The organism is Alcanivorax sp. DG881 (genome assembly GCF_000155615.1).
Lineage (GTDB): Bacteria > Pseudomonadota > Gammaproteobacteria > Pseudomonadales > Alcanivoracaceae > Alcanivorax.
The window spans coordinates 2,551,607-2,574,281 of record NZ_DS989915.1 but is presented as its reverse complement, the minus strand read 5'-3'; the positions used below and the strand labels follow the sequence as shown (position 1 = coordinate 2,574,281).

The following is a 22,675-nucleotide window of genomic DNA, read 5'->3' as shown; positions in this document are numbered from 1 at the left end:
AAATCCCGGCGAGTAAGCGCGCAACTATTAATTATTCATTATTAACTATTAACGGCCTTTCCCAGCGCCTGCTGATAGAAACCCCACGCCATGATCCCGGCCAGCACATTGCCAAATGCCGCGCCCAGGGCAAAGCCACCAAAGCCGCCCAGCTCGAAGCCCAGCCACAACAACGGCAGGTAGCACAGGAACAGGCGCAGGAAGGAGATCAGCATGGCGCGCATGGGCCAGCCCAGCGCATTGCTGGCGGACACCACCAACATGCAGACGCCCAGAAAGCCATAGCTGGGCGGCATCCAGCGAATCAGCACGGTCAGGTAGGCCTGCACCGCCGGGGTGTCGACCAGCACGCTGGCCAGCGGCGCCGCCAGCAACGCCATCACCAGCCCCAGCAGCACCTGCCAGGCAACCACCATGCCTGTTGCCACCTGCATCAGCCGCCGCACGGTCGCCCAATCGTTAGCGCCATAACAACGCCCCAACCAGGGCGGCAGCGCCATGGTCATGCCCAGCACCAGCACGATGGAAAAACTCTCCAGACGGCTGGCCATGCCCCAGGCGGCCACCGCCTGGTCACCGGAGCGGGCCACCAGCGCCGTGGCCACCATGGCCGCCAGCGGCGGCATCAGCTGGCTGATCATGGCCGGGCCGGCGATCTGCGCGAACGGCCAGGCCGAGGCACGCATCTGCACCAGCATGCCGGTGCGTTGCACCCAGCCTTTGCCCCGCAGAGACAGGGCCACAATCACGCCACCGATGGAAAACGCCAGCAAGGTCGCCAGCGCCGCACCGGGTAAACCAAACCCCTGCCAATCGCCGATACCAAAAATCAGAATCGGATCGAACAGCAGATTCAGCAGGCTGGTGAGCACCATCATCATGCCGGGAAAACGCGTGTTGCCGTGGGCACGGAACAGGCTGTAGCCGAAGTACACCACCCCACCGACCCACATGGCCGGCACCTGCAAGGCCCAGAAGGGCCGGATCATGGCGCGAATCTCTTCACTGGCGCCGAGCAACGCAAAGGCAGGCTCCTGGATCAACCACAGCACCAGCACCAGCACACCCTGCAGCACACCACCGCCGACCAGCACTAGCGCCCCCAGCCGGTTGGCCTGCTCCTGCTGGCCGGCACCGATGGCCCGGGAGATCAGCGCGGCAATGGCAATGCCGATACCCACCTGCACACCGATGACCAGAAATGCCAATGGAAAAGTGAACGACTGGGCCGCCAGCGGTGCCGTACCCAACCGGGCCACGAAGATACTGTCGACCAGATAAAAGCCCAGCAGGGACATCACGCCCATGGCCATAGGCCAGGTCTGCTGCCATAGCTGGCGGACAAGAGTCATTGTTGAGGGGCTGGATTCAGTCACGGGCGATCCGGGTCATGGAGGCATGGAGGGAAACGTGGCGAGAGTAACACGTTCCCCCGCAGGAGCGGCGTTCCTACGGGAGAGGATCTTTACAGCGGCTGCAGGCGGTCCACCAGTTTGCCGGTTTCCACCAGCTCCAGAAATTCATCTCCCAGCCGCTGGCTTTCGGTTACCGCCTTGCGCCAATACGCCTCACGGCCGGCATCATCGCCCAGGTAATGTTTGAAGTCCGTGCGGTCGGGCAGCTTGCCGTGGGGCAGGCTCGCCAGATACTCCCGGGATGGGGACACCAGCAACAGGCGTCGCAAGCGCTGAGGATCACCGTTGCGCCAGCGCAAGGGTTTGTCGAACCAGCCGGGAATCACCCGGTCGGTGAAGTGCGGGTACAGCACGATGCCGTCACTCTGGTACGGCAGGTCCAGGTGATAGTCGAGCATACCGCCATCGCGATACACACCATCCGGCGCACCGGGCAGGGTGGTCACGCCATCGAGCACCATGGGAATGGCGGCACTGGCCAACAACGCGGCGCGCAGATTGTCTGCCTGCAAATCCACATGGTGGGTGGTGAAATCATTGAGCGGGCCCATCGGCAAATCGTCCCCTGCCGGATAGACCAACCCACGCTCCATAAATAACCCCGTGGCACGGCGACTGAGCAGATTGGTACCGATCAACCCCGCCAGCCCGAGCCCCAGGCCGAGACCACCGCGACGGGCCATCAGCCCGCGGCTGCGAATCACCACGATCACCAGGCGATAATCCGGATTGTGCAGAACTCGCTGATCGCGATCCTGCAGCAGCTCCGACAACATCTGCTCGCAGCGATGGCTGACGTCTTTCGCCGTTATCCCCTTGGGAAAACGCTGCCGGGTGTAGAGGTCGGCCAGCCGGGACAGGCCACTGCGCGCATCATCGCCCATGGTGATGGCTGCAAAGCGCCAGCTGCCGATGGAGGCGCCAATCAAGGTACGCGGGCGTGGCGCCGCCGGCAGGAAGTCGCCGAACACCGCCTGATCCAGGCCGTTGATGCCCAGCGCCTTGGGGCCACCAGCCGCCCCGGGAACGATGTCCACGTCGGCGGCCCGCAGGCCATGCTCACGTAAATGCGCGATGGCATCACTGCCCGCGCGCAAGGTCAGCGCAGGGGCTGAGGTATGAATGGCGACCACCCGATCTCTCCGAATCCGCTCCAGAAGGGTTCGTATGCTAGCGAGAAATGCAGGCAGAGCGAAATAACATTCCACTATCAGAAAAGAGAAGCAGCACGCACCAAGCCGCACGCGACACGCAAAAGGGTCAGGCTATCACTCTGTGTCGGCCAGAAAGTCACCCAGTGCGCGGGTAAACGCCAATGGCTGGCTCATCAGCGGCACATGCCCCGATCTGGGCAGAACAACGTGGCGGGCACCGATCAACCGGGCAAACTCGGCCTGCCCCTCGGCGGGATACAGTGGTGAGCGGGCGCCGGTAATCACCGTGGCCGGCACACCAAAACCGGCCGCCGAGGGCCGGTAGTCATGGGCACCAAACAGGTAGGCATTCAGGTACGCACGGATATCCGCCAGTTCCGTCACCGGCAACACCCGCGCCCACAGCGACGACCAACGGGCCGTGGCGCTGAAGGCGGAATGCAGCCCCCGGCGCCCGGCGATCTGACCGAGGATATCTGTCAGTCTCAGCAGGATGGCCGCGCGCAATCCCGGCGCCAGGCTGGCAATGCGGCCCTGGTCCGGCGCACCGTCCAGCAGGGCCAGCAACTCGCGCAACTGGGCGTAGAAATGCCCCTGCCGTTCCCCGAACAGCCCGTGGGGCCAGTCCGCCTTGTTATCCGTGCAGGGCGACTGATCAATGTGCAGGTAGCGTTTTACCGGGGAAAAATCCCCATGAGCATGCCAATGCAGGCTCGTGGTCGCCCCCAGGGAATAACCCACCAACGGGAAATCCCGCAGGCCGAAATGGTGAACCAGATCTTCCATGTCCTGCATGTGATTGTGGAACACGTCCGCCTGGTTGAAACGGGCCGCAGCGGAACCGCCAGCACCGCGCAAATCGGGAATCACAAACTGGAAACGGCGCAGAAAGGGGAACACGAAGGGAAGCCAGTCACGCCCCTGCATTCCCAGGCCATGCAGCATCAGCACCGGCTGACCACGGCCCAGCAAACGCACGCGTAGCGTGGCGCCATCCCTGGCAGGAAATAATGGCATCAGGCTCCCCCTGGTGTTGGCGCCTGTTTTGACAGGCGCTCTTATTCTTCTACTGACCGATCGAATTATTCGCCGTACAGGCAAAGATAGGCCGTATCGATGGCCACTTTTACCTGAAATTTCTGGTTAGCCTCAATCTCGAAAGTCTCACCGGCAGCAAACGTCTGCCAGTCGGCACTGCCCGGCAGCTTTACTGTCAGGGCCCCGCTGGTCACAGTCATGGTTTCGTACTCACTGGTGCCGAATTCATAATCCCCCGGCGCCATCACACCCACGGTGGCCGGCTTGGACTCGGTTTGAAAGGCAATGGATGCCACCTTGGCATCGAAGTATTCGTTGACCTTGAACATACAAGGGACTCCGCTGATTCAATGGAGGCGCGAGTATGCCAAAAGCCGGGGCAAATCGCCGCTTATTTCCACATGCTGGTAATGGCAACGCCCTGCCGAACCGTTTTGGTCACCGGCGTTTTGGCGGCGATTTCCAGCAAGCGCTGCCGCTGCTCATCGCTGAGGGGTGCGCTGCAGACCAGGGTACGGTCGATATGCTCGCCGCCCTCTTCATCCCGGTAAAAATCCAGACGAACATCAATATCGCCCAGCTCCCAGCCTTTGCGCTCGGCATACATGCGCAAGGTAATCGAGGTACAGGCACCGAGCCCGGACAGCAATAGTTCATAAGGGTTGGGGCCGCTGTCTTCGCCCCCCATTGCCGCGCCTTCATCCGCGTTGAGTCGATGCTGGCGTACGTTGATTTGCTGGGCATAATGATGATGGCTGTGAAGGCTGACTGTGGCCATGAGGCGTGTCCTTTCCCTTGCTTTCCATTGTTGTCACCGCGTTCCATACTCGAAGCGCAGTGACACCCCGCACTTGGACTATGCCACGGAGACAGCCATGAGCAATACCCACGCCAGCGGCGAAACGGTGGAATGCCCCAACCTTGCCAGCCAGCCTACCCTTAAGCCCGTGGATTCGCGCAAAAGCATCCTCGGCAGTGGCCTGCCAATCATTCGGCATTTGCCCAGCCGCTCGCAACGGCTGATTGGTCCCTGGTGTTTTCTCGACCATATCGGCCCCACCGACCTGACCACCGATAACGCGGTCGATGTGGGCACCCACCCGCACATCGGGCTACAAACCGTGACCTGGTTGTTCGAAGGCGCACTGCTGCACAAGGACAGCCTGGGTTATGAGCAGGTTATCGCCCCCGGCCAACTGAATCTGATGACCGCCGGCCATGGCATCTGCCATTCCGAGGAAAGCCCGCCAGGATTCAGCGGCCCCATGCACGGCCTGCAATTTTGGATCGCGTTGCCCGCCGAGTATGAGGACACTCCGCCGGCCTTTGCCCACCACACCGACTTGCCCCAGTGGCAACAGGATGGCGCCGAGATCACTCTGGTGGTGGGAGAGCTGGCCGGCCACCGCTCTCCTGCGACGGTTTTCTCGCCACTGGTGGGCGCCGATATTGTGGCCACACAAGCCTGTCGGCTGACCTTGCCCGTCCCTGCCGATTTTGAGCTGGGGCTGTGTATCAATGAAGGCCATGCTGAACTGGAAGGGGAAACCCTGAAGACCGGCGAGCTCTACTATCTGGGCCAGGGCCGCGACACCCTGATTCTCACTCTCTCCGCCGGCAGCCGCATCATGCTGCTGGGCGGCGAGCCGCTGGGGCAGCCGGTACTGTTGTGGTGGAATTTTGTCGGGCGGGACCAAGAGCGGCTGAATCAGGCGGTGAGCGACTGGCAACAATGGCCCAACGATCGCTTTGGCGAGGTCTCCGCTTACCAGGGCGCACCGTTGACGGCGCCTACACTGGATCCGTCGGTGCGATTGAAATAAGCGCGGGGTAGATCGCCCTCCCCGGTAGGTCGAATTAGCCTGAAAGGCGTAATCCGACATTCAGCGATGAGGCAAATAGCAAGGTGGGTTGTCGGCTTACGGCTACGCCCTAAGCCGACTTACACAATCAATTAACTGCCTTCAACCTGCTGGCAGAACATCGCCATGTCGGGATCAGCAAACCCTTTGTGAGTAATGATGGCATCGTAAACCTTGCCTGCCTGAACCGGACAAGACACCGTCGCAATCAGGCTGTCATCCGCAGCATCTTTCACTTCCACTTCCAGACGGCTGCTACCATTGGGGGTATCCGAAAAATAAGCTGTGGCTTTGCCATACTGCAGATCTGGAATTGTGCCGATAGAGAAAGCAATGCCTGCCTGCTGACTCATGGCATGAATAAAGCGCACCCCAACGTTTGATGCCATCACAGAAGGCGTCTCTTGACGGAAAGCGTTCAGTAGCGGAGAGCTGTCTGCCAAATCCCCCATCAAGACGAGGGTGTAATTCCCACCCGCTGCCAGCGATATGTCTTTATCCGGTAAATCCACAGTGCTTCTGCGTGGCTGAAAATTGACGGTTTCGTTATCGGCATCCAGTTTCAGGTTCATCCCGCCTTGTTCATCGGTGGAATACCCCACATCTTCAAACAGCGGGTCTGAGGCCTTATTGGTGACCACATCCACACGAATACTTGCTGCATCCGGAGCGGTAAAATCCGTCAGCTGATTGTGGAAATAGAGACTGGCTGGTGCACGCAGCAAATCTTCCACGTCATCATCGGCACCGCCACAGCCGGACAAGACTACTGCGCTGGCTACCGCCAGCATTCCGATCATTCGCATAGATCCTCCCGAGGCAAACGCGAAAGGGGCATCGTAATCATACCGATGCCCCGTTTTTTGGTATTGGTTGGCAGTTCAGAGGTTTTTCGTAGTGAGAAGTTCCCGCCGCTCAGTTACTGAACGGCTGGCAATACAGGGAAATCTGGTCGTCGTCGCTGTCGAATTCCGTGTACGCAATAATGGCGTCGTAGCTGCGGCCGCTGCTGACGCTGCAGCTCACATCATCGATGATCACGCCCTGGGTTTCGTTGTTGACGGTCACCGCCAGGTTGCTGCCGGCACTCAGAGACACGTAGCTGCTGCCGTCGGCATATTCCAGCCCGCTGACCAACGCCTGGCCACCGGGGGCGCTACCACTGGCGGTGACGCTCAGCTCATCGCCAGACAGGCGTGACAGTGTGTTGATAAAACGCACCCGGATCTGCCCGCTGCCCACATCCATTTTCTGGTGGCTGAACGTTTTCAGCTGGCGGTTATCCAGGGTGGTATCGCCCATCAAAACCACCGTGTAGCGGTTGCCCCCGGTCAGTGTCCGGTTGATCGGGCCGTTAACCAGAGTGCTGCCAGAACTGACCCCGCGGGCATCGAACGCCACGGACTCACTGTCATCGTCCAGCTCCAGGCTGTTGGAACTCACGCTGCCCCGGGTGGTGTAATCCACACCACTTTCCACCGCAGTGGTCTGATTATCCACGAACAGGTCCACGGTAATATCGTCTTCGCTGCCGCCGCCCACCTGGGTGAGCTGGTTATGGAAGTACAGCTGGGCGCTGTCGTTGGAGAAAACATCCTCGTCTTCGTCACAACCAAAGGCGGATAACCCGGCCACGGAGGCCGCCAGCACCAATCGTAGAAAAATCATCGTTACGCACTCCCGGAAGGGGTCTCATCCGGCTCGCTTTCAACCGGCAATGCAGCGACACCTTCCTCGTTAAATTCACGGATAAAGATACCCCAGAATGCCACGAAAAGCGCCGCCAGCAACGGCCCCACGGCAAAGCCAGTAATGCCGAACATGGCCAGCCCGCCCAGGGTGGAAAACAACACCACATAGTCGGGCAGCTTGGTATCGCGACCCACCAGAATCGGGCGCAGCAGATTATCCACCAGACCGATGACGAACACCCCGAACAGAATCAGGATCGTCGCTTCCTTCATGTCCCCCACGGCGTAGAGGTACAGCGCCACGGGAAACCAGATCAGGCCCGCACCCACCGCCGGAATCAACGACAGCACGGCCATCACCACGCCCCACAGCAAGGCTCCGGGAATGCCCAGCCACCAGAAGATCAGGCCACCCAGCGCGCCCTGGGTAATCGCTACCAGCAGGTTACCCTTAATGGTGGCGCGGGTGACTTCGGCAAACTTGGCAAACAGCAACTTTTCACGCTCATCCCCTAACGGCAGGGCGCGAATCAGCATGGCCACCATGGAGTCGCCATCGCGGATCAGGAAAAACGCCAGGTACAGCATCAGGCCCAGATTGAGGAAAAACTGGAAGGTGTTCTGCCCCACCGCAAGCGCCCGCTTGGCGAGGAACTGGCCCGCCCCGGTGAATGCCTTGACCGCCTGTTCCTTGATTTTCTCCAGGTCTACATCAAAGCGCTCTGCCAGCGACTGCACACCCGGAAAGGCATGCTTGATCTTGTCCACATAGCTGGCCAGATCAATTTCCCCGCTTTGCACTTTCTGGAACAAGCCAACGCCTTCGGATACGAACGACGTGGCCACCGCCAGCACCGGGATAACGACTAACACCACGCACAGTAGCAAGGTGAACAACGCCACCAGGTTGCGCCGTTGCGGCCAGCGGGCCAGCAACCTTTTGTGGAAAGGATAGAAAATAACGCTAATGGCGCAGGCCCAGAAAATGGGCGCGAAGAAAGGCTGAATCAGCAGGGCAAAGACGGCGCTGACCGCCACCAGGGAGAACAGAAAAGCGCGCTGCTCCAGTTTTTCCGATATTCCCGTATCCCGCATACCCTGCCGCTTCCTTGTCTTTCGTCATTAGGTGTCATGCTATTAGCATCAGTGTCGGCCACTGCTTACGCCGGCGGGGATCAGCCCCCCGTCAGCATAGTCGACCCCAGATAGGCCATGTACGCCACATAAACCACCAGCAAGGCGATGCCGTTGTTCCGGGTAATTTGCCCTTTGCGCCCCCACAGGCCAAAACCCATGACGAACAACACCAGCGTCAGCCCCATCATCAGGGACCAGTCACGCTGCAGGACCCCCGCATCCACCGACATGGGCTTGATAGCGCCAGCGATACCGACCACCGCCAGGGTGTTAAACAAATTCGAGCCTAGCACGTTACCAAAGGCAATATCGTGCTCACCCTTGCGCACCGCCGCAATGCTGGAAGCCAGCTCCGGCAGGGAGGTGCCGATGGCGACAATGGTGAGGCCGATGATCAGGTCACTGACCCCCAGAGACTGGGCAATCAGCACCGCCCCCCAGACCAGCGCCCGGGAGCTGACCACCAGCAGGATCAGGCCCACGACCAGCCAGAACAGGGATTGCTTCAGCGGCAGCGGATGTTCTGCCAGGTCCGTTTCCACTTCCCCGGCCAGCACGTCCCCCTTGCCGGTCATGGCCGCATAAATGGACCAGCCCATCAGCACCGCCAGCACGCCAATCAATATCCAGGCGTCCATGCGGGAAATGTGCCCGTCGATAAGCTGGTAGCCCGCCAGCAAGGTGATCAGAGTGAGAATCGGCAGTTCTTTCTTGAGAATGGCGGAGTTCACCAGAATCGGACTCATCACCGCCACCACCCCGAGAATCAGGGCGATGTTGGAAATGTTGGAACCGTAGGCATTCCCCAGCGCCAGCGACGGGTTGCCTTCCAGCGCCGCCAGCGCCGACACCACCATCTCCGGTGCCGAGGTGCCAAAGCCGACAATCAGCATGCCGATCAACAACGGCGGCATGCCGGCGTGGGCGGCGGTGCCCGCGGCCCCTTCAACGAACTTGTCCGCACTCCATACCAGCAGTATCAGCCCGCCAATCACGGCGGCAATGGCCAGCAACATCGGCACTCCTTGGGATCATCAATGTGAGGTGTTCAATTTGGGATGGTCAATAATGTCAGGCGGGCACATTGTGGCAGAGAGGAAGGAGGCTGGCACCTCCAGAGACGCAACACTCATCATGCCCCATGCAGCACACCGCCAGGGGACGTGCTGCATGGGGCATGCCGCGTCATTCAGACATGCTGGTCCTTACCGGGTTTGATGCCATAGACGAGGGTGTAGAGCACCGGAATCACGATCAAGGTGAGCACGGTGGCGAAGCCCAGGCCAAACATGATCACTACCGCCATGGATTCGAAGAACGCATCGAATAGCAGCGGCACCATGCCAAGGATGGTGGTAATCGCTGCCATACACACCGGCCTCACCCGTGAAATGGATGCCAGCACCACCGCGTCGAATGGCTCCCGGCTTTCCATTTCCAGCTTGATCTGCTCCACCAGCACGATGCCATTTTTTACCAGCATGCCGGACAGGCTGAGGAAGCCCAGCAGCGCCATGAAACCAAACGGCGCATTCAGCAACAACAGCCCCATGGTCACCCCGATGATGGCCAACGGCACCGTGGCCCAGATCACCAACGGCTGGCGCAGGGAATCGAACAGCAACATGGTGATGATGAACATGAACAGGTAGCCCATGGGCAGGCTGCCAAAGACCGCTTCCTGGGCATCCCGGGATGCCTCGTACTCGCCGCCCCAGGTCAGGGAATAGCCCGGCGGCAGCTCCAGCGCTTCAATCTCCGGGCGAATCCGCCGCAGAACATGATCCGCGGTTTCCTCACCCAGTACATCCGGTTCCGCCTGCACGGTAAGCGTGCGCTTGCGGTCGCGGCGCATGACCAAGGCGTTTTCCCATTCGGTATCAAAATCACCGACCACCTGACTGATGGGGATATAGGTGGAGTACACAGGCGACCACACCTGCACATCATTCAGGTTATTGGCACTGAGTCGCTCATCGTCCGGTGGCCGCGCCACGATGGGCAGCAACTTGCTGCCGTCGCGGTACAACCCCACGGTACGGCCACTGAAGTTGAGCGCCAGGGTATTATCCAGATCCTCGCGGCTAATCCCGGCTCGGCGGGCCTGGGCTTCAAGAAACTGCGGCCGGATCACCTTTTCCTGCTGGCGCCAATCATGGCGAATGCTTTCCAGCGCACCGTCGGCGGCCATGATGGCCTGGGCCTTGAGCCCCAGATCACGCAATATTTTCGGATCCGGGCCGCTGAAGCGCGCTTCGATGGACGCCGCCGGGCTCGGCCCGATCATCAGGCGCTTCACCTTGGCGAAGGCCTGCAGGTGTTCCTCACGGATCAGATCACGGGTGGCCGCCAGGGCCGGATTAATACTCTCCCGATCCTTCACCTGAACAATCAGCTGGGCATAGCTGGGATAACTCTTTTCTGGCGCATAAGGCAGCATGAACCGCGCTGCCCCCTGGCCAATGGTGCTGGTCACCTGGGTGACGCTGTCCATCTCCAGCAACGACGCTTCCAGCTCACTCACCGCCTCACGGGTGGCGCGAATATCACTGCCCTGGGGCAACCAGTAATCCACCAGATACATGGGTGTATTGGAAGGAGGGAAGAAGGCCTGCTTGACGAAGCCAAAGCCCAGCACCGCCACCACCAACAGCACAAACATGCCTGACAGGGTTAACACCCGGTGATGAATAGCGCGATCCAGCAGGCGGCGATAGAGCACAAACACCCGCCCCTTGTAGGGATCTTCCCCTTCACCGTCTTCGCCACCCACGTCCTTGTCACTGAAGAACTGTTCGGCAAAGAAAGGGACTAGAGTGATAGCGGTAATCCAGCTCAGCATCAAGGAGATCAACAGCACCCAGAACAGGCTGTTGGTGTACTCCCCGGTGGAATCATCTGACAAGCCGATGGGGGCAAAGGCCATGATGGCAATCACCGTGGCCCCCAGCAGCGGCCAGATCGTTTGTTTCACCACCAGACTGGCCGCCTGCAATTTGGACAGGCCACGTTTCATGCCTACCAAAATACCTTCGGTAACCACGATGGCGTTATCCACCAGCATCCCCAAAGCGATGATCAGCGCCCCCAGGGAGATCCGCTGCAGGTCGATGGCCATCATCTTCATGAGGATGAAGGTGCCCAGGATAGTCAGCAGCAACACGCCGCCCATCAGCACCCCGGAACGCAGGCCCATGAATACCAGCAGCACGGCGATCACAATGGCCACCGCTTCACCCAGGTTGAGCATGAAGGCACTGACCGACTTATCCACTTCCTGGGGCTGGTTATAGATAGTGGCCAGCTCCATACCCACCGGACGCTGGTATTGCAGTTCCTTGAGGCGCTGATCCACCCGCGCGCCCACATCCACCACATTGATGCCGGAGGCAAAGGAAATACCCAGGGTCAGGGCCGGGCCGCCATTGAATCGATAAAGATGGTTGGGAACTTCGGCATACCCCCGCTCAATGGACGCCACATCACGCAGGTAAACCAGCTCATTCGCACCGGGCTCGGAAATCAGCAGGTTGCCCATGGCCTGGACAGAGGGAAACTCCCCGGTGGGATAAATGCGGATGTACTCATTTCCCACCCGGACCTTGCCCGCCGGGTTCACGGTATTCTGGGTTTGTAGCAAACCAAAGATGCGGTCCGGGCTGATCCCCAGCGAGGCCAGCCGGGCACGGGAAATTTCCACCAGCACCTGCTCCTCGCGCTGGCCACCAATCGTCACCTTGCCAACCCCTTCCACCAGCACCAGGTCACGGGTCAGATAGTCAGCATAATCCTGCAGCTCCTGATAGCTGTAACCTTCACCGGTAATGGCCATGAGGATGCCGTAAACATCACCAAAGTCATCGATTACCTGAATCGTGCCCGCCCCTGGCGGCAGCTGCGATTGCAGGTCGGTCATCTTGTTACGCAGCTCATCCCAGATCTGTTTTAACTCGTGCGCCTTGTATTTGGGCTTGATCTCAACCTGGATCTGGGACAGCCCGTTGCTGGAGATGGAAGTGACGTTTTTCACGTAAGGCAGAGTCTGGATGGCCTTCTCAACCGGCAGGGTCACTTCTTCTTCCACCTGCCGAGGTGAAGCACCGCCATAATGGGTAATGACCATGGCGATCTTGAGGGTGAATTCCGGGTCTTCCAGCTGCCCGAGGCGGGTAAAACTGATCACCCCGCCGACCAGCAGGATCACGGTGAACAACCAGCTCACCACTTTGTGGCGGATGCTGTACTCAGCGATATTCATCGATTACAGGCCCCGCTCTTTCACCAGTTCACGAACCTCCTGGCCTTCCTTGAGGTGGTGCACTCCGGCGCCGACCACCTTGTCGCCGGTTTCCAGCCCAGCGGTGATCTCAACGCCATTGCCAATCACCTGGCCAAGGGTCACCGGCACCGCCGACACCGTGCCGTCTTCCGGGTTGAACCGCCAAACGTGGGCACTGTCCTTGCCATCCGGATTAAACACTGCCTCCACTGGTACCTGGGGCCACGCAGTGGCTTTACGCATGATCTTGCTCAGATCGATGGCCACATCCACGCTCATCCCCGGCAACACCAGAATGCCTTCCGGGTTGGGCATGGTCAGGGTAATGATGTAGGTCTGGGTACGATCGTCAGCGCTGGCCTCATGCTCCTTGTAACTGGCCTTGAACACCTTGTCCGGGGCGCCTTCAAAGCGCAGCTCCGGCTGGTAATCCTCACCATCCTTTTTCAGGTTCGCCAAGAAACGCTCGGAGACGGCAAATTCGATATCAATATTCTTGTCGCCCTGCAGGTAAAGAATGGGCTGCTTGGCTTGCACGAATTGGTAATTTTCGACTTCGGTGCGGGCCACCGTACCACCGTAGGGAGCCTTCAAGCGCGTGTAGTTCACATTGTCCCGGGCCAGACTCAGGGCCGCCTGGGCCTGCCGGCGCTTGGCTTCAATTTCATCGAACTGGGCTTCAGAAATAACCCCCCGATCACGCAGACTGATGCCTCGCTGATACTGGCTTTCGGCCAGATCATACTGGGCCTGCCGATCGGCCAGTTGGTTCCTGAAATCCGATGGGTCCAGCGCGGCCAGCAACTGCCCTTTCTTCACCTGCTCGCCCGCCCGCACCGGGAAACGCTCCAGCTGACCGGACACCCGGAATGCCAGCTCGGACCCTTCTGTCGCCACCACCTTGCCCGGGTAGTGACGTAAAGCGCCATCGCCGCCATCAACGACTTGCAGCTTTACCGGTTGCGGCATGGGAGCATCCTGCTGTGGCTCATCACTGCAGCCCCACAGGGCCAGCGCCAGGCCCAGGGTTACCCAAAAACGTTGCATCGTGCTCTCCCCGATCTAAACGGTACTTATTAGTACCAATTGTCGCACAAGTACGCGCGTATCAGGTGAAGCTTTTTCACCCGCAGCGAGATTTTGACCTTATCAGACGATGGGCGCGCAGGCGTTAGCGGGCCAAGCGGCGAGCCAGGCAGGCTCAGACAGGGAACCGGCTCGGGAACAAACCCGGGCCAACAAGCGATGCACCACAAAAAGGGCCGACTGACGTCGGCCCCGGTAACGAGTAGAACACTGAATGTGTGCCCAGAGGGCGATCAGCCCAGGTGGGCGGACAACATCCAGGCGGATTTTTCATGAATCTCGATGCGGTCACTGGCCACCGCGCCAGAGCCTTCATCTTCATGCTCGCCTGCCAGCTTCAATACCCGATTGGCACGCTCGGCCACCGTGCGGTGGTCCGCAGCCAGCTCCTTGATCATGCCGGACGCATCCGGATCGCCCGTGGCGTCCTCCACCGTGGACAACTTGGCAAACTCCGCATAGCTGCCCGGAGCCTTCCAGCCCAGCGCGCGAATCCGCTCGGCAATGGTGTCCACCGCCTCCGCCAGCTCGGTGTACTGCTGTTCGAACAGCAGGTGCAGGCTATGGAACATGGGGCCGGTTACATTCCAATGGTATTTGTGGGTCTTGAGATAGAGGGTGTAACTCTCGGCCAGTAACTTGCTCAGTTCTTCCGCGACCTGCTTGTTGTGTTCAATCATGGAGTGTCTCCTTTTCCAGTATTGTCCTTGCCCGCAGAGCCAGGGGAGTGCCCGTTGTTTGCCGGGACTACCTGACACCATTGGGTCCGCAAAAGGCATTTCAATGGCGGCGCCCTTCCGGCCTCCTGCTTTTGTTTCTCCATAATGAGACGCGACGCCGCCACAGACGTTCCTGGACTGGCGAGGTATTTGCGTTATCGCTCACATAGGGAAATTCAATATGCCGCTCTGTCCGATTTGGCGCTTTACACTCAGGCCGGCGTCTCGGCATGATGCAACTTCTTCCCTCAACCGAAAGCAGATTCGCCAATGGCCGTAGCCCCCAATCCTGAACCGCCCTATTCGATTCTGGAGGAATGGCTCAATGGCCTGACCCATGGCATCGGCGCGGCGTTGAGTATCGCCGGCACGGTGATCCTGGTGGTGGCGGCCAGCCTGCTGGGGGACCCCTGGAAAATCGTCAGCTTCAGCATTTTCGGCGCCAGCCTGATTCTGCTCTACAGCGCCAGTGCGCTCTATCACAGCCTGCGCAGCCCGAAATGGCGCGCCGTATTCAAAATGCTGGACCACTGCGCCATTTACGGCTTGATCGCGGGCACCTACACCCCCTTTCTACTGGTCAACCTGCGTGGCCAGACCGGCTGGATTTTGTTTGCCGTGATCTGGGCCCTGGCCCTCACCGGCATCGCCCTGAAAGCGCTCTATGGTCACCGCTTCAAGCTCATGCGGGTGGGTATTTACCTGGCCATGGGCTGGCTGATTCTGGTGGCCTCCAACGACCTGACCAGCAAACTCAACGACACCGGCTTCTGGCTGATCCTGGCCGGCGGCATTACCTACACCGTGGGCGTCATCTTCTACTTGGCCGACCGGTTTATTCCCTTCAACCACGCCATCTGGCACCTCTTCGTCATGGGCGGCAGCCTCTGCCATTTCTTTGCGGTCTATTACGGAGTATTGCCGTTTACCGCACCCATCAGATGACGCAAATCACATATTATGAACATAATTCAAGAAAGTACTTGTGATTGCCTCAACAAAAATATACTTTTTATTTAAATATATATTGTTGGACCCGTGCACCATGCTCACTATCGACCCGGACGCCCTGCGCGACAATGCCGCCCAGGCCAGCCAGTTACTCAAAGCCCTGTCCCACCCAGATCGTCTGATGCTGCTGTGCCGCCTCGCGGAAGGCGAACGCAGCGTTAGCGAACTGGAGCCGCTCGTGGAGGTTTACCAACCCTCACTCTCCCAGCAGTTGGGCATCTTGCGCCGTGAAGGGCTGGTCAGCAGCCGCCGGGAAGGCAAGCAGATGTTCTATCAGGTCGCCAACCCGGACGCCCTGGCCGTGCTGAACGTGCTGTACCAACGCTTCTGCGGCGACACCCCATGAACATCGACTGGGGTGCCTTCACCCCCTGGACGTCCCTGGCTGGCGGCGCCTTGATTGGCCTGTCTGCCCTGCTCTTTCTGCTCGCCAACGGCCGCATTGCCGGCATCAGCGGCGTTCTCGGTGGCTTGCTGAGCCCCGGCGGGGACGGTCGTCATTGGCGAGTGGCATTCGTGCTGGGGCTGGTGCTCGCTCCGCTATTCTGGCGTCTGGCGGCAGACCTGCCACCGCTGGTCGTCGACGCGAACTGGCCACTGCTGATTGGTGCCGGTTTGCTGGTGGGCATCAGCACCCGCTACGGAGCCGGGTGCACCAGCGGCCACGGCGTCTGCGGCGTCTCCCGCCTGTCCCCTCGCTCACTGGTTGCCACCCTGGCATTCATGGCCAGCGGGTTTGCCACCGTGTACGTGGTTCGTCACTTGCTGGGAGCGCCGCTATGAACCGGTCATTGCTTACGGCTTTTCTCAGCGGTCTGATCTTTGGCGTTGGCCTGTTGCTGGCCGGCATGGCCAATCCGGCCAAGGTATTGGCCTTTCTGGATATTGCCGGTCACTGGGACCCGTCCCTGGCCCTGGTGATGGGGGGAGCCATTCCAGTGTCAGCCATCGGCTTCTATCTGGCTCGCCACCGCACCGCGCCACTGTTCAGCAAACGCTTTCAGCTACCCACCAACACCCGGCTGGACAAACGTCTGGTGCTGGGCTCACTGGGTTTCGGTGCAGGCTGGGGCCTGGCCGGCTTCTGCCCGGGCCCGGCACTGGCTGCCCTGGGTAGCGGCAATCTCAAGGGCATAGTCTTCGTCGCCGCCATGCTCAGCGGGATGGTGATCTTTGAAAGGCTGGAAAAGCGCAAAAGCGCGTAGAAGCAGTTGCGAGTTGCGAGTTGCAAGTTGCGAAGATCAAAACCGAAGGCCGCTAACCCTCAAAGGGTTTGTGCTGTTGCCTTTCGAAACTCACTCCTCGCAACTCGTCATTCCGTCAGGCTTCCAGCAACTTCTCAATATCCTTGCGGATGGCTTCCGGCTTGTCCGTGGGCGCGTAGCGCTTCACGACTTTGCCATCCTTGCCCACCAGGAACTTGGTAAAGTTCCACTTGATGCCCTTGCTGCCCATCACGCCCGGCGCGGCTTTCTTGAGGTAATCGTACAGCGGGTGGGCGCCACTGCCATTCACGTCTACCTTGTCGAACATGGTAAAGCTGACACCGTAGTTCTTTTCACAGAAGGCACCGATTTCATCCGCCGCGCCCGGCTCCTGCTTACCGAACTGGTTACACGGGAAACCAAGAATCTCCAGCCCCTTGGGCTGCAGGGTTTCATACAGACTTTCCAGTCCCTTGTACTGGGGGGTAAACCCGCATTTGCTGGCCGTATTGACGATCAGCAACACCTTGCCCTGAAACTCGGACAAGGACTTTTCTTCACCACTCAAGGTGGTGGCGCTGTAATCATAGATCCCCATGTTCTCTCCTGACGATGAAACCCAAACAATGAATAATACGGCGCCCGCCGGGAGTGGCAACCACCACCGCCACTCACCACACACCACCAAGGCGGTGGCCTAACAATACGGCATGCCCTGGCGGCCTGCGAGAGCACATTGTCTATCAGCAGGCGCTATTCGCTGTAAAGCTGCGCGATCACCGCCTCGGCCACCACACGGCTGGACTGTGGGTTCTGCCCGGTGACCAGTTTGCCGTCCGTGACCGCATGGGGGGTGAAATCGTCCGCCAGATCGAGACGGGCACCCAGCTCTTCAAGCCGGGTGGCCAACAGAAACGGCATGATCTCATCCAGCCCCACTTCCCGCTCTTCGCTATTGGTAAAGCAGGCCAGCGTCTTGTTCTGCACCAGTGGTGCGCGCTCTTCATTGCGCAAGCCCACCAATGCGGCGGGGCCATGACACACCGCCCCTAACAGGCCGCCCTGTGCCCAGGTCCGCTCCATGACGGCCGCCACCAGAGGGTTGTCCGGCATATCGAACATGGCGCCATGGCCACCGGGTACAAAGACACCGCAGTAGCCATCTTCCCAGACAGCTTCCAACTCCCGGGTATCCTGCAAGGCGGCAATGGCATCGGCCCAGGCCTCTTTCTCGCTGTCATCCGGCACCGAATTGGGATCCACCGGAATCTTGCCCCCTTTCGGGCTGGCCACCACCACGGGAATATTGTTTTCCCGGAACAACAAATACGGCACGGCGAATTCTTCCAGCCACAGACCGGTCTGTTGCCCCTGGCCCATTTGCGATGCACTGGTGACCAACATCAGCAGCGGTTTATCCAGATTCATAAATGCCTCCGAAAATTCGCAACGAGAGATGCAATATGCACAGAGGGTGTGGCACAAAGTCGTCGCATGCAAGGATAGCCTGCGTGTAGCATGTTGCGTGCAAGCGTGTAGCGGGGAACCTCATGGATTGGCATCAATTACTGAACAAGGCCCGCCTGGGCGGACGCAGCGCCAAGGATGAAAGTGGTCGTACCGCCTTTCTGCGCGACCACGACAAGATCATTTTTTCCGGCGCCTTCCGGCGGCTGGCCCGCAAGACCCAGGTCCATCCGCTGGCCACCAATGACCACGTGCACAATCGCCTTACCCACTCGCTGGAAGTTTCCTGCGTGGGGCGCACTCTCGGTATTCGCGTGGGAGAACGCCTGCAACAGCGCCAGCTGCTCCCCGACACCGTCAGCGCCACCGATTTCGGCGATATTGTTCAGTCCGCCTGTCTGGCCCACGACATCGGCAACCCGCCCTTTGGTCACACCGGTGAGCGCGCCATTCGCGCCTGGTTTCAGGAACGGGGGCAACGGTTTCTGGATATGCTCCCCGCCCACCAGCAAAGCGACCTGACTTTTTTTGAAGGCAACGCCCAGGGCTTTCGCATTATTACCAAAAGCGAATATCACCAGTACGACGGCGGCATGCGCCTGACCTACGCCACCCTGGCCACGTTTTTGAAATACCCCTGGCTGTCCGCCGATGCGGGCAGCGCCAGCAGCAAACCTGGCAAGTACAGCGCCTTTGTGTCGGAAACCGAGGCATTCCACGAAGTGGCTCATGCCACCGGCCTGCTTCAACACAGCCCCGGACGTTTTTGCCGCCACCCACTGGCGTACCTGATGGAGGCGGCCGATGACTTCTGCTACGCCATCATTGATCTGGAAGATGGCCTGGAAATGGATTTGCTGCACTGGGATGAGGTGTATGCACTACTGCAACCGGCCCTGCCAGACAGTGAGGAAGTACGCGAGCTGATCCATTCGGATATCCGCGATGGCCGCAAAGCTGCCCTGCTGCGAGGCAAGATTATCGAACGGTTTATCGAGGCAGGCGTAGAGGCATTTGTCGCCAATCACGAACGGTTACTGCAGGGGCGCATGGAAGGCGACCTGATCAGTCACTGCGAACCGGCGGTGCGCGATGTGGTGGAAAACGCCAAGCAACTTTCCCGCTCGAAAGTCTTCGAACATCCGCGAAAAATCGAACTGGAAATTGGTGCCTTTGAAGTGATGGGCGCATTACTGGATGGTTTGATAGAAGCCGCCGTATCCCATGCCTGCAACAGCACAAAAAACTATCGGCATGAACGCATTATCGATTTGATTGGCCGACACAGCTTTCCGGAAAACCTGGAGCAACTACCGGAACAGGAAAGAATTTATCAGTGCATCATGCGGGCACTGGATTTTCTGGCAGGCATGACGGACAACTACGCGACCTATTTGGCCAAGCAGTTTTCCGGGATGGCGGAAACACGCTACTAGCCGCCTGCTTTCCGCATCCCTGCAACGAAAAACGCCCTGACCAATCAGGGCGTTTCTCGTTTTCTACTCGTTTTAATCCTCGCAGCCTAGTCGGCCAGCCTTACACCCACTGCCACGAACGTCTCCAAACCGGAGGTACCGTCGCCTTCATCCAGGTCACCTCCTCCAGACGTGATGATCTTGCCATCAGAAGAGAGCGTGAAGGCTTCGGAGCCACCGTCGCTCCAGGTAACATTGAGCGTCTGCCCGGTTACGGACCAGGAACCGCCACCGGTTTCGTTATCATTCCAGGTATCAACATAGTGCTCACAGCTGAAACTCTCACCTTCGCCGCTACACTGATTGGCATCCAGACTGATAAACCGGCCCTGCTCACTGAACGTTTCGTTGAGCGAACCATCACTGTTGAACGTCAGATCGGCAGTGCCGCCGAAACGTTCCAGATTGGCACCCCCACCGTCATCCAGCTCGATGATACCGCCAGAAAAATACAGCTTGTAGGAAGCATCGCTAACGATGTCGTTCAGGTCTGCCACCTCACCGCTTGCTGCTTCAAGGGCGGTAATACGACTGTTGTTGTCGTTGATCGCAGTGATCAATGCCTGGAAATTGGCATCCACACCGGCCGCCGTTGCGGCCTGGCCGGATTGCGGTGCGGTATAACCCGTCACTTCAGAAGCCATCGCGTTGGCGCTCAGCACAGCAGCGGTGAGGCCTGTCAGAATCATCTTTTTCATGTCTCTTACCCTCTAAGGTTATGTCCTTTAACCAATGGCCTCACTGCCAGTTGGCTTGATCCCAGTTAAATTGATTCCAGACGGCGGCGGCGGGGCCGGATCCGTCTTCCACAAAACTCACACTCACAGCACAATCTTCAGTGATGACATCGGTGGTGTAGGTATTGCCCGCAAGCGTGCCGCCACAACCGGAGATCGTATTCACCTCAAAGCCTTCATCCGGCGTCACCGTCAGCTCGCGAGTCTCACCATGAACAATGTTTTCCAGGTTCTGCCCGACGATCATGCCGTTTTCGCCCTGCACCGTAGCCGTAACGGTGTACGTCTTCTGGGCAAAGCTGGCGGTTACCGAACAGGCTGCAGTAATCGTTGCCGTGGTGAAGGTGTTGCCATCCAGGGTTCCACCACAGCCGTCCACCCCGGTGAGTTCATAGCCATCATCCGCAGATACGGTAAAGACCTGGGTCTGGCCGTGATCGACCATGGGGTTGGCCGGAGAGAAGGAACCATTGGCTGCAATCGTGGTGATCGGGTACTGAATGGGTTCGAATTCCACGGCAACCGTACAGGCACCGGTGATACCGGCCGTAGTGAAAGTCGTGCCATCCTGTATGCCACCACAGCCACTGGCCACGGCAACCTGATGCCCCTCATCCGGGCTCAGTGCAAACGCGGTTGTGCTGCCGTGTTCGACCACCACCGTACCCGGCGACACCGTCCCGTTACCGCTCACCGCCGTATTCACGGTATAGCTCAACAGACTGAAGCTGGCGTCCACCTGACAGGCCGACGTCATCGGCCCTACGGTATATTCACCCGGCGACGCAGACGCAGCCACTTCACAGGCATCTCCCGTCACCGAATCCACCTGGAACCCGAAAGCCGGAGTGACCGTGAGCGTGCCATTCTGACCATGCGCCACCGTCAGGCTTTCCGGCTCGAAACTGCCGGTGCCGGCCGCCACATTGGTGGTTACCGCATATTCTTTTAGCGCGAACGCCGGCGTGATGGCGCAAGCGCCGACAATCGCTCCCGTAGTGTAGGTGGTGCCTGCCAGCGAACCGTCACAGCCTTCCACGCTGACAACGTCATAACCCTCATCCGCCACGATTTCGAACTGGGTGGTATCACCGTGATCCACCACCGCCGCCTCCGGCATCACCTGACCACCGGTTACGCTGGTGGTGCTGACGGTGTACTCATTGATGGAAAAGGTAACGGACAGATCACACTCGCCTTCAAGTGCACTGGTGGTAAACGACTGGCCATCCAGCGAGCCGGCACAACCGGTTACTTCATCGATGCTGTAACCGGTATCCGGTGTCACCGTGAAGTTCGCACTGGCCCCGCCCAGCAAGGACACTGACGTGGGCGACACGCTGCCGTTGGCACCCGCGCTGGCGGTTACCTCGAAGCTGGTCACGCCAAGTTCCTCGTTATCCTCGGCGTAGTCATTAATCGCGTCAGCCAGGTCCGCACTGCTGGTGGGCGGCAGGGTGCCGGCATTGTCACCGATGGTGATCGCACCACCGTTTTTCTTGCCGTCAACGACGCCATCCGAAGCATCGTCGATCAGGGCAATCACCGTTTCAAACGGGTCCGTTGTGCCGCTCAGATTGTTGGCCTGGGTGGACAAGCCCCCCAGCACGGCAGCGTACTGTTTTGCCGCCGCATCATCGCCACTGGTGGCCGGCACCGTGGTCAGCGGATCAAAGGACACACCCAGCACATCATCCAGCACATCGCGCCCGGCGTTCACGCCATCTTCCAGCGATGCACCGACATTGTCGGCAAGATGCTCACGGGCGGAGCGCACCAACAGTTCGCTCAATGGCGTAACCGCAGCGGTTTGTGCACCCTCAGGCAGGAAAGAATTAAGATTACCGGCCGTGACGTCAGCACCGGTTGCTTCATCCGTGTAGGTGCCGCCGCTGGATTCGATCAGTAGCGGTCGCGGCACAGAATCCGGTACCTGCACGGACCAGGAGCCATCCGCTTCGGTAACGATCGGGCCCGCTACCGCGTCGCCGGTTTTGTTGCCGGCCGCGTCCATGGCGTAAAGATAAAGAGTTGCGCCCCCGACAGGGCCCTTGGTTACCGCACCGGCTACGGTGGATTTGGGCGCCGCTGGCGTCGATCCTCCTCCGCCACTGCTACCACCACCTCCGCCGCAACCAGCAATGGCCACCGCCACTGCCAGGCCGGCAATTCTGAATGTTCCCTTCATGTGTGATATCTCCGATCACCCCAGTTTTTTGGTAGAACACCAAACTAAACCGAAGCCACAAGAGCGCACATCACCCATATAGGGTATGAAAATAAAAAATAATGCCGAACCGAAATAACGAAAACATGCACAACACAACCGCCGCCCCACTCATCACCCATCAAGCCTGCGGCGGTGAATAAACATGCGGTGGCGGTCCAGCCACGCCCGC

22 protein-coding genes are annotated in these 22,675 nt (G+C 59.3%); 6 read left to right on the top strand and 16 right to left on the bottom strand.

The genetic code is table 11. The annotated features are described in order from the left end of the window. Positions 1-41: 41 nt before the first annotated feature. The 5 genes from ADG881_RS11660 to ADG881_RS11640 all read right to left on the bottom strand — a co-directional run bounded on the left by ADG881_RS11660 (position 42) and on the right by ADG881_RS11640 (position 4,385). Positions 42-1,313, bottom strand: coding sequence for an MATE family efflux transporter (locus ADG881_RS11660; RefSeq protein WP_007150904.1), 1,272 nt, complete (start codon positions 1,311-1,313; stop codon positions 42-44). A 152-nt stretch (positions 1,314-1,465) separates the two neighbouring features. Further along, positions 1,466-2,548: a hypothetical protein gene (locus ADG881_RS11655; protein WP_007151069.1), complete on the bottom strand. Its 1,083-nt coding sequence runs from the start codon at positions 2,546-2,548 to the stop codon at positions 1,466-1,468. A gap of 135 nt (positions 2,549-2,683) precedes the next feature. Beyond that, positions 2,684-3,586, bottom strand: coding sequence for an alpha/beta fold hydrolase (locus ADG881_RS11650; RefSeq protein WP_039926670.1), 903 nt, complete (start codon positions 3,584-3,586; stop codon positions 2,684-2,686). Positions 3,587-3,651: 65 nt separating this feature from the next. Continuing rightward, positions 3,652-3,936, bottom strand: coding sequence for a pyrimidine/purine nucleoside phosphorylase (locus ADG881_RS11645; protein WP_007150934.1), 285 nt, complete (start codon positions 3,934-3,936; stop codon positions 3,652-3,654). A gap of 62 nt (positions 3,937-3,998) precedes the next feature. Further along, positions 3,999-4,385 carry an OsmC family protein gene (locus ADG881_RS11640; protein WP_007149540.1) on the bottom strand — a complete coding sequence of 129 codons (387 nt, stop codon included), beginning with the start codon at positions 4,383-4,385 and terminating at the stop codon, positions 3,999-4,001. Positions 4,386-4,482: 97 nt separating this feature from the next. On the opposite strand from ADG881_RS11640, the gene ADG881_RS11635 reads away from it, so the two are divergent. Beyond that, on the top strand, positions 4,483-5,430 hold the full coding sequence (locus ADG881_RS11635; protein WP_007150990.1) for a pirin family protein: 948 nt from the start codon (positions 4,483-4,485) through the stop codon (positions 5,428-5,430). Between the two features lie 131 nt (positions 5,431-5,561). On the opposite strand, the gene ADG881_RS11630 is transcribed toward ADG881_RS11635, so the two are convergent. The 7 genes from ADG881_RS11630 to ADG881_RS11600 form a co-directional block, all read right to left on the bottom strand. Beyond that, positions 5,562-6,275 (bottom strand): DUF4397 domain-containing protein, encoded by a 714-nt coding sequence (locus ADG881_RS11630; RefSeq protein ID WP_083787481.1) that lies wholly within the window; start codon positions 6,273-6,275, stop codon positions 5,562-5,564. Between the two features lie 109 nt (positions 6,276-6,384). Then, positions 6,385-7,137, bottom strand: a complete 753-nt coding sequence (locus ADG881_RS11625; RefSeq protein ID WP_007149680.1) for a hypothetical protein — start codon at positions 7,135-7,137, stop codon at positions 6,385-6,387. Positions 7,138-7,139: 2 nt separating this feature from the next. Then, on the bottom strand, positions 7,140-8,255 hold the full coding sequence (locus tag ADG881_RS11620) for an AI-2E family transporter (protein ID WP_007149841.1): 1,116 nt from the start codon (positions 8,253-8,255) through the stop codon (positions 7,140-7,142). Between the two features lie 80 nt (positions 8,256-8,335). After that, entirely contained in the window at positions 8,336-9,313 is a 978-nt protein-coding gene (locus tag ADG881_RS11615; RefSeq protein WP_007148973.1) for a calcium/sodium antiporter, read from the bottom strand. A 173-nt stretch (positions 9,314-9,486) separates the two neighbouring features. Continuing rightward, positions 9,487-12,555: an efflux RND transporter permease subunit gene (locus ADG881_RS11610; protein WP_007149301.1), complete on the bottom strand. Its 3,069-nt coding sequence runs from the start codon at positions 12,553-12,555 to the stop codon at positions 9,487-9,489. A gap of 3 nt (positions 12,556-12,558) precedes the next feature. Then, entirely contained in the window at positions 12,559-13,623 is a 1,065-nt protein-coding gene (locus tag ADG881_RS11605) for an efflux RND transporter periplasmic adaptor subunit (RefSeq protein ID WP_007151094.1), read from the bottom strand. 272 nt (positions 13,624-13,895) lie between these two features. After that, positions 13,896-14,342 carry a Dps family protein gene (locus tag ADG881_RS11600; protein ID WP_007149511.1) on the bottom strand — a complete coding sequence of 149 codons (447 nt, stop codon included), beginning with the start codon at positions 14,340-14,342 and terminating at the stop codon, positions 13,896-13,898. 309 nt (positions 14,343-14,651) lie between these two features. Between ADG881_RS11600 and ADG881_RS11595 the strand changes: the two genes are divergently transcribed. The 4 genes from ADG881_RS11595 to ADG881_RS11580 all read left to right on the top strand — a co-directional run bounded on the left by ADG881_RS11595 (position 14,652) and on the right by ADG881_RS11580 (position 16,597). Beyond that, positions 14,652-15,326 (top strand): hemolysin III family protein, encoded by a 675-nt coding sequence (locus tag ADG881_RS11595; protein ID WP_007150512.1) that lies wholly within the window; start codon positions 14,652-14,654, stop codon positions 15,324-15,326. 100 nt (positions 15,327-15,426) lie between these two features. Beyond that, positions 15,427-15,738 carry a metalloregulator ArsR/SmtB family transcription factor gene (locus tag ADG881_RS11590; protein ID WP_007151421.1) on the top strand — a complete coding sequence of 104 codons (312 nt, stop codon included), beginning with the start codon at positions 15,427-15,429 and terminating at the stop codon, positions 15,736-15,738. Then, complete coding sequence (locus ADG881_RS11585; RefSeq protein WP_007148816.1) at positions 15,735-16,175, top strand: YeeE/YedE family protein; 441 nt, start codon at positions 15,735-15,737, stop codon at positions 16,173-16,175. The genes ADG881_RS11590 and ADG881_RS11585 overlap by 4 nt, the downstream gene beginning before the upstream one ends. Beyond that, positions 16,172-16,597 (top strand): YeeE/YedE family protein, encoded by a 426-nt coding sequence (locus ADG881_RS11580; RefSeq protein ID WP_007151116.1) that lies wholly within the window; start codon positions 16,172-16,174, stop codon positions 16,595-16,597. The genes ADG881_RS11585 and ADG881_RS11580 overlap by 4 nt, the downstream gene beginning before the upstream one ends. Before the next feature lie 115 nt (positions 16,598-16,712). Here ADG881_RS11580 and ADG881_RS11575 read toward each other — a convergent pair whose 3' ends face one another. Together ADG881_RS11575 and ADG881_RS11570 are read right to left on the bottom strand one after the other, a co-directional pair. Next, on the bottom strand, positions 16,713-17,195 hold the full coding sequence (locus ADG881_RS11575; protein ID WP_007150806.1) for a glutathione peroxidase: 483 nt from the start codon (positions 17,193-17,195) through the stop codon (positions 16,713-16,715). Positions 17,196-17,350: 155 nt separating this feature from the next. Further along, positions 17,351-18,025: a type 1 glutamine amidotransferase domain-containing protein gene (locus ADG881_RS11570; protein WP_007150813.1), complete on the bottom strand. Its 675-nt coding sequence runs from the start codon at positions 18,023-18,025 to the stop codon at positions 17,351-17,353. A 122-nt stretch (positions 18,026-18,147) separates the two neighbouring features. On the opposite strand from ADG881_RS11570, the gene ADG881_RS11565 reads away from it, so the two are divergent. Beyond that, positions 18,148-19,500: a deoxyguanosinetriphosphate triphosphohydrolase gene (locus ADG881_RS11565; RefSeq protein ID WP_007150578.1), complete on the top strand. Its 1,353-nt coding sequence runs from the start codon at positions 18,148-18,150 to the stop codon at positions 19,498-19,500. A gap of 86 nt (positions 19,501-19,586) precedes the next feature. Here the strand turns inward: ADG881_RS11565 and ADG881_RS11560 are convergent, their stop codons facing one another. Further along, positions 19,587-20,237 (bottom strand): hypothetical protein, encoded by a 651-nt coding sequence (locus tag ADG881_RS11560; RefSeq protein ID WP_007148852.1) that lies wholly within the window; start codon positions 20,235-20,237, stop codon positions 19,587-19,589. A 40-nt stretch (positions 20,238-20,277) separates the two neighbouring features. Further along, positions 20,278-22,464, bottom strand: a complete 2,187-nt coding sequence (locus ADG881_RS11555; protein ID WP_007150627.1) for a hypothetical protein — start codon at positions 22,462-22,464, stop codon at positions 20,278-20,280. Between the last annotated feature and the right edge of the window lie 211 nt (positions 22,465-22,675).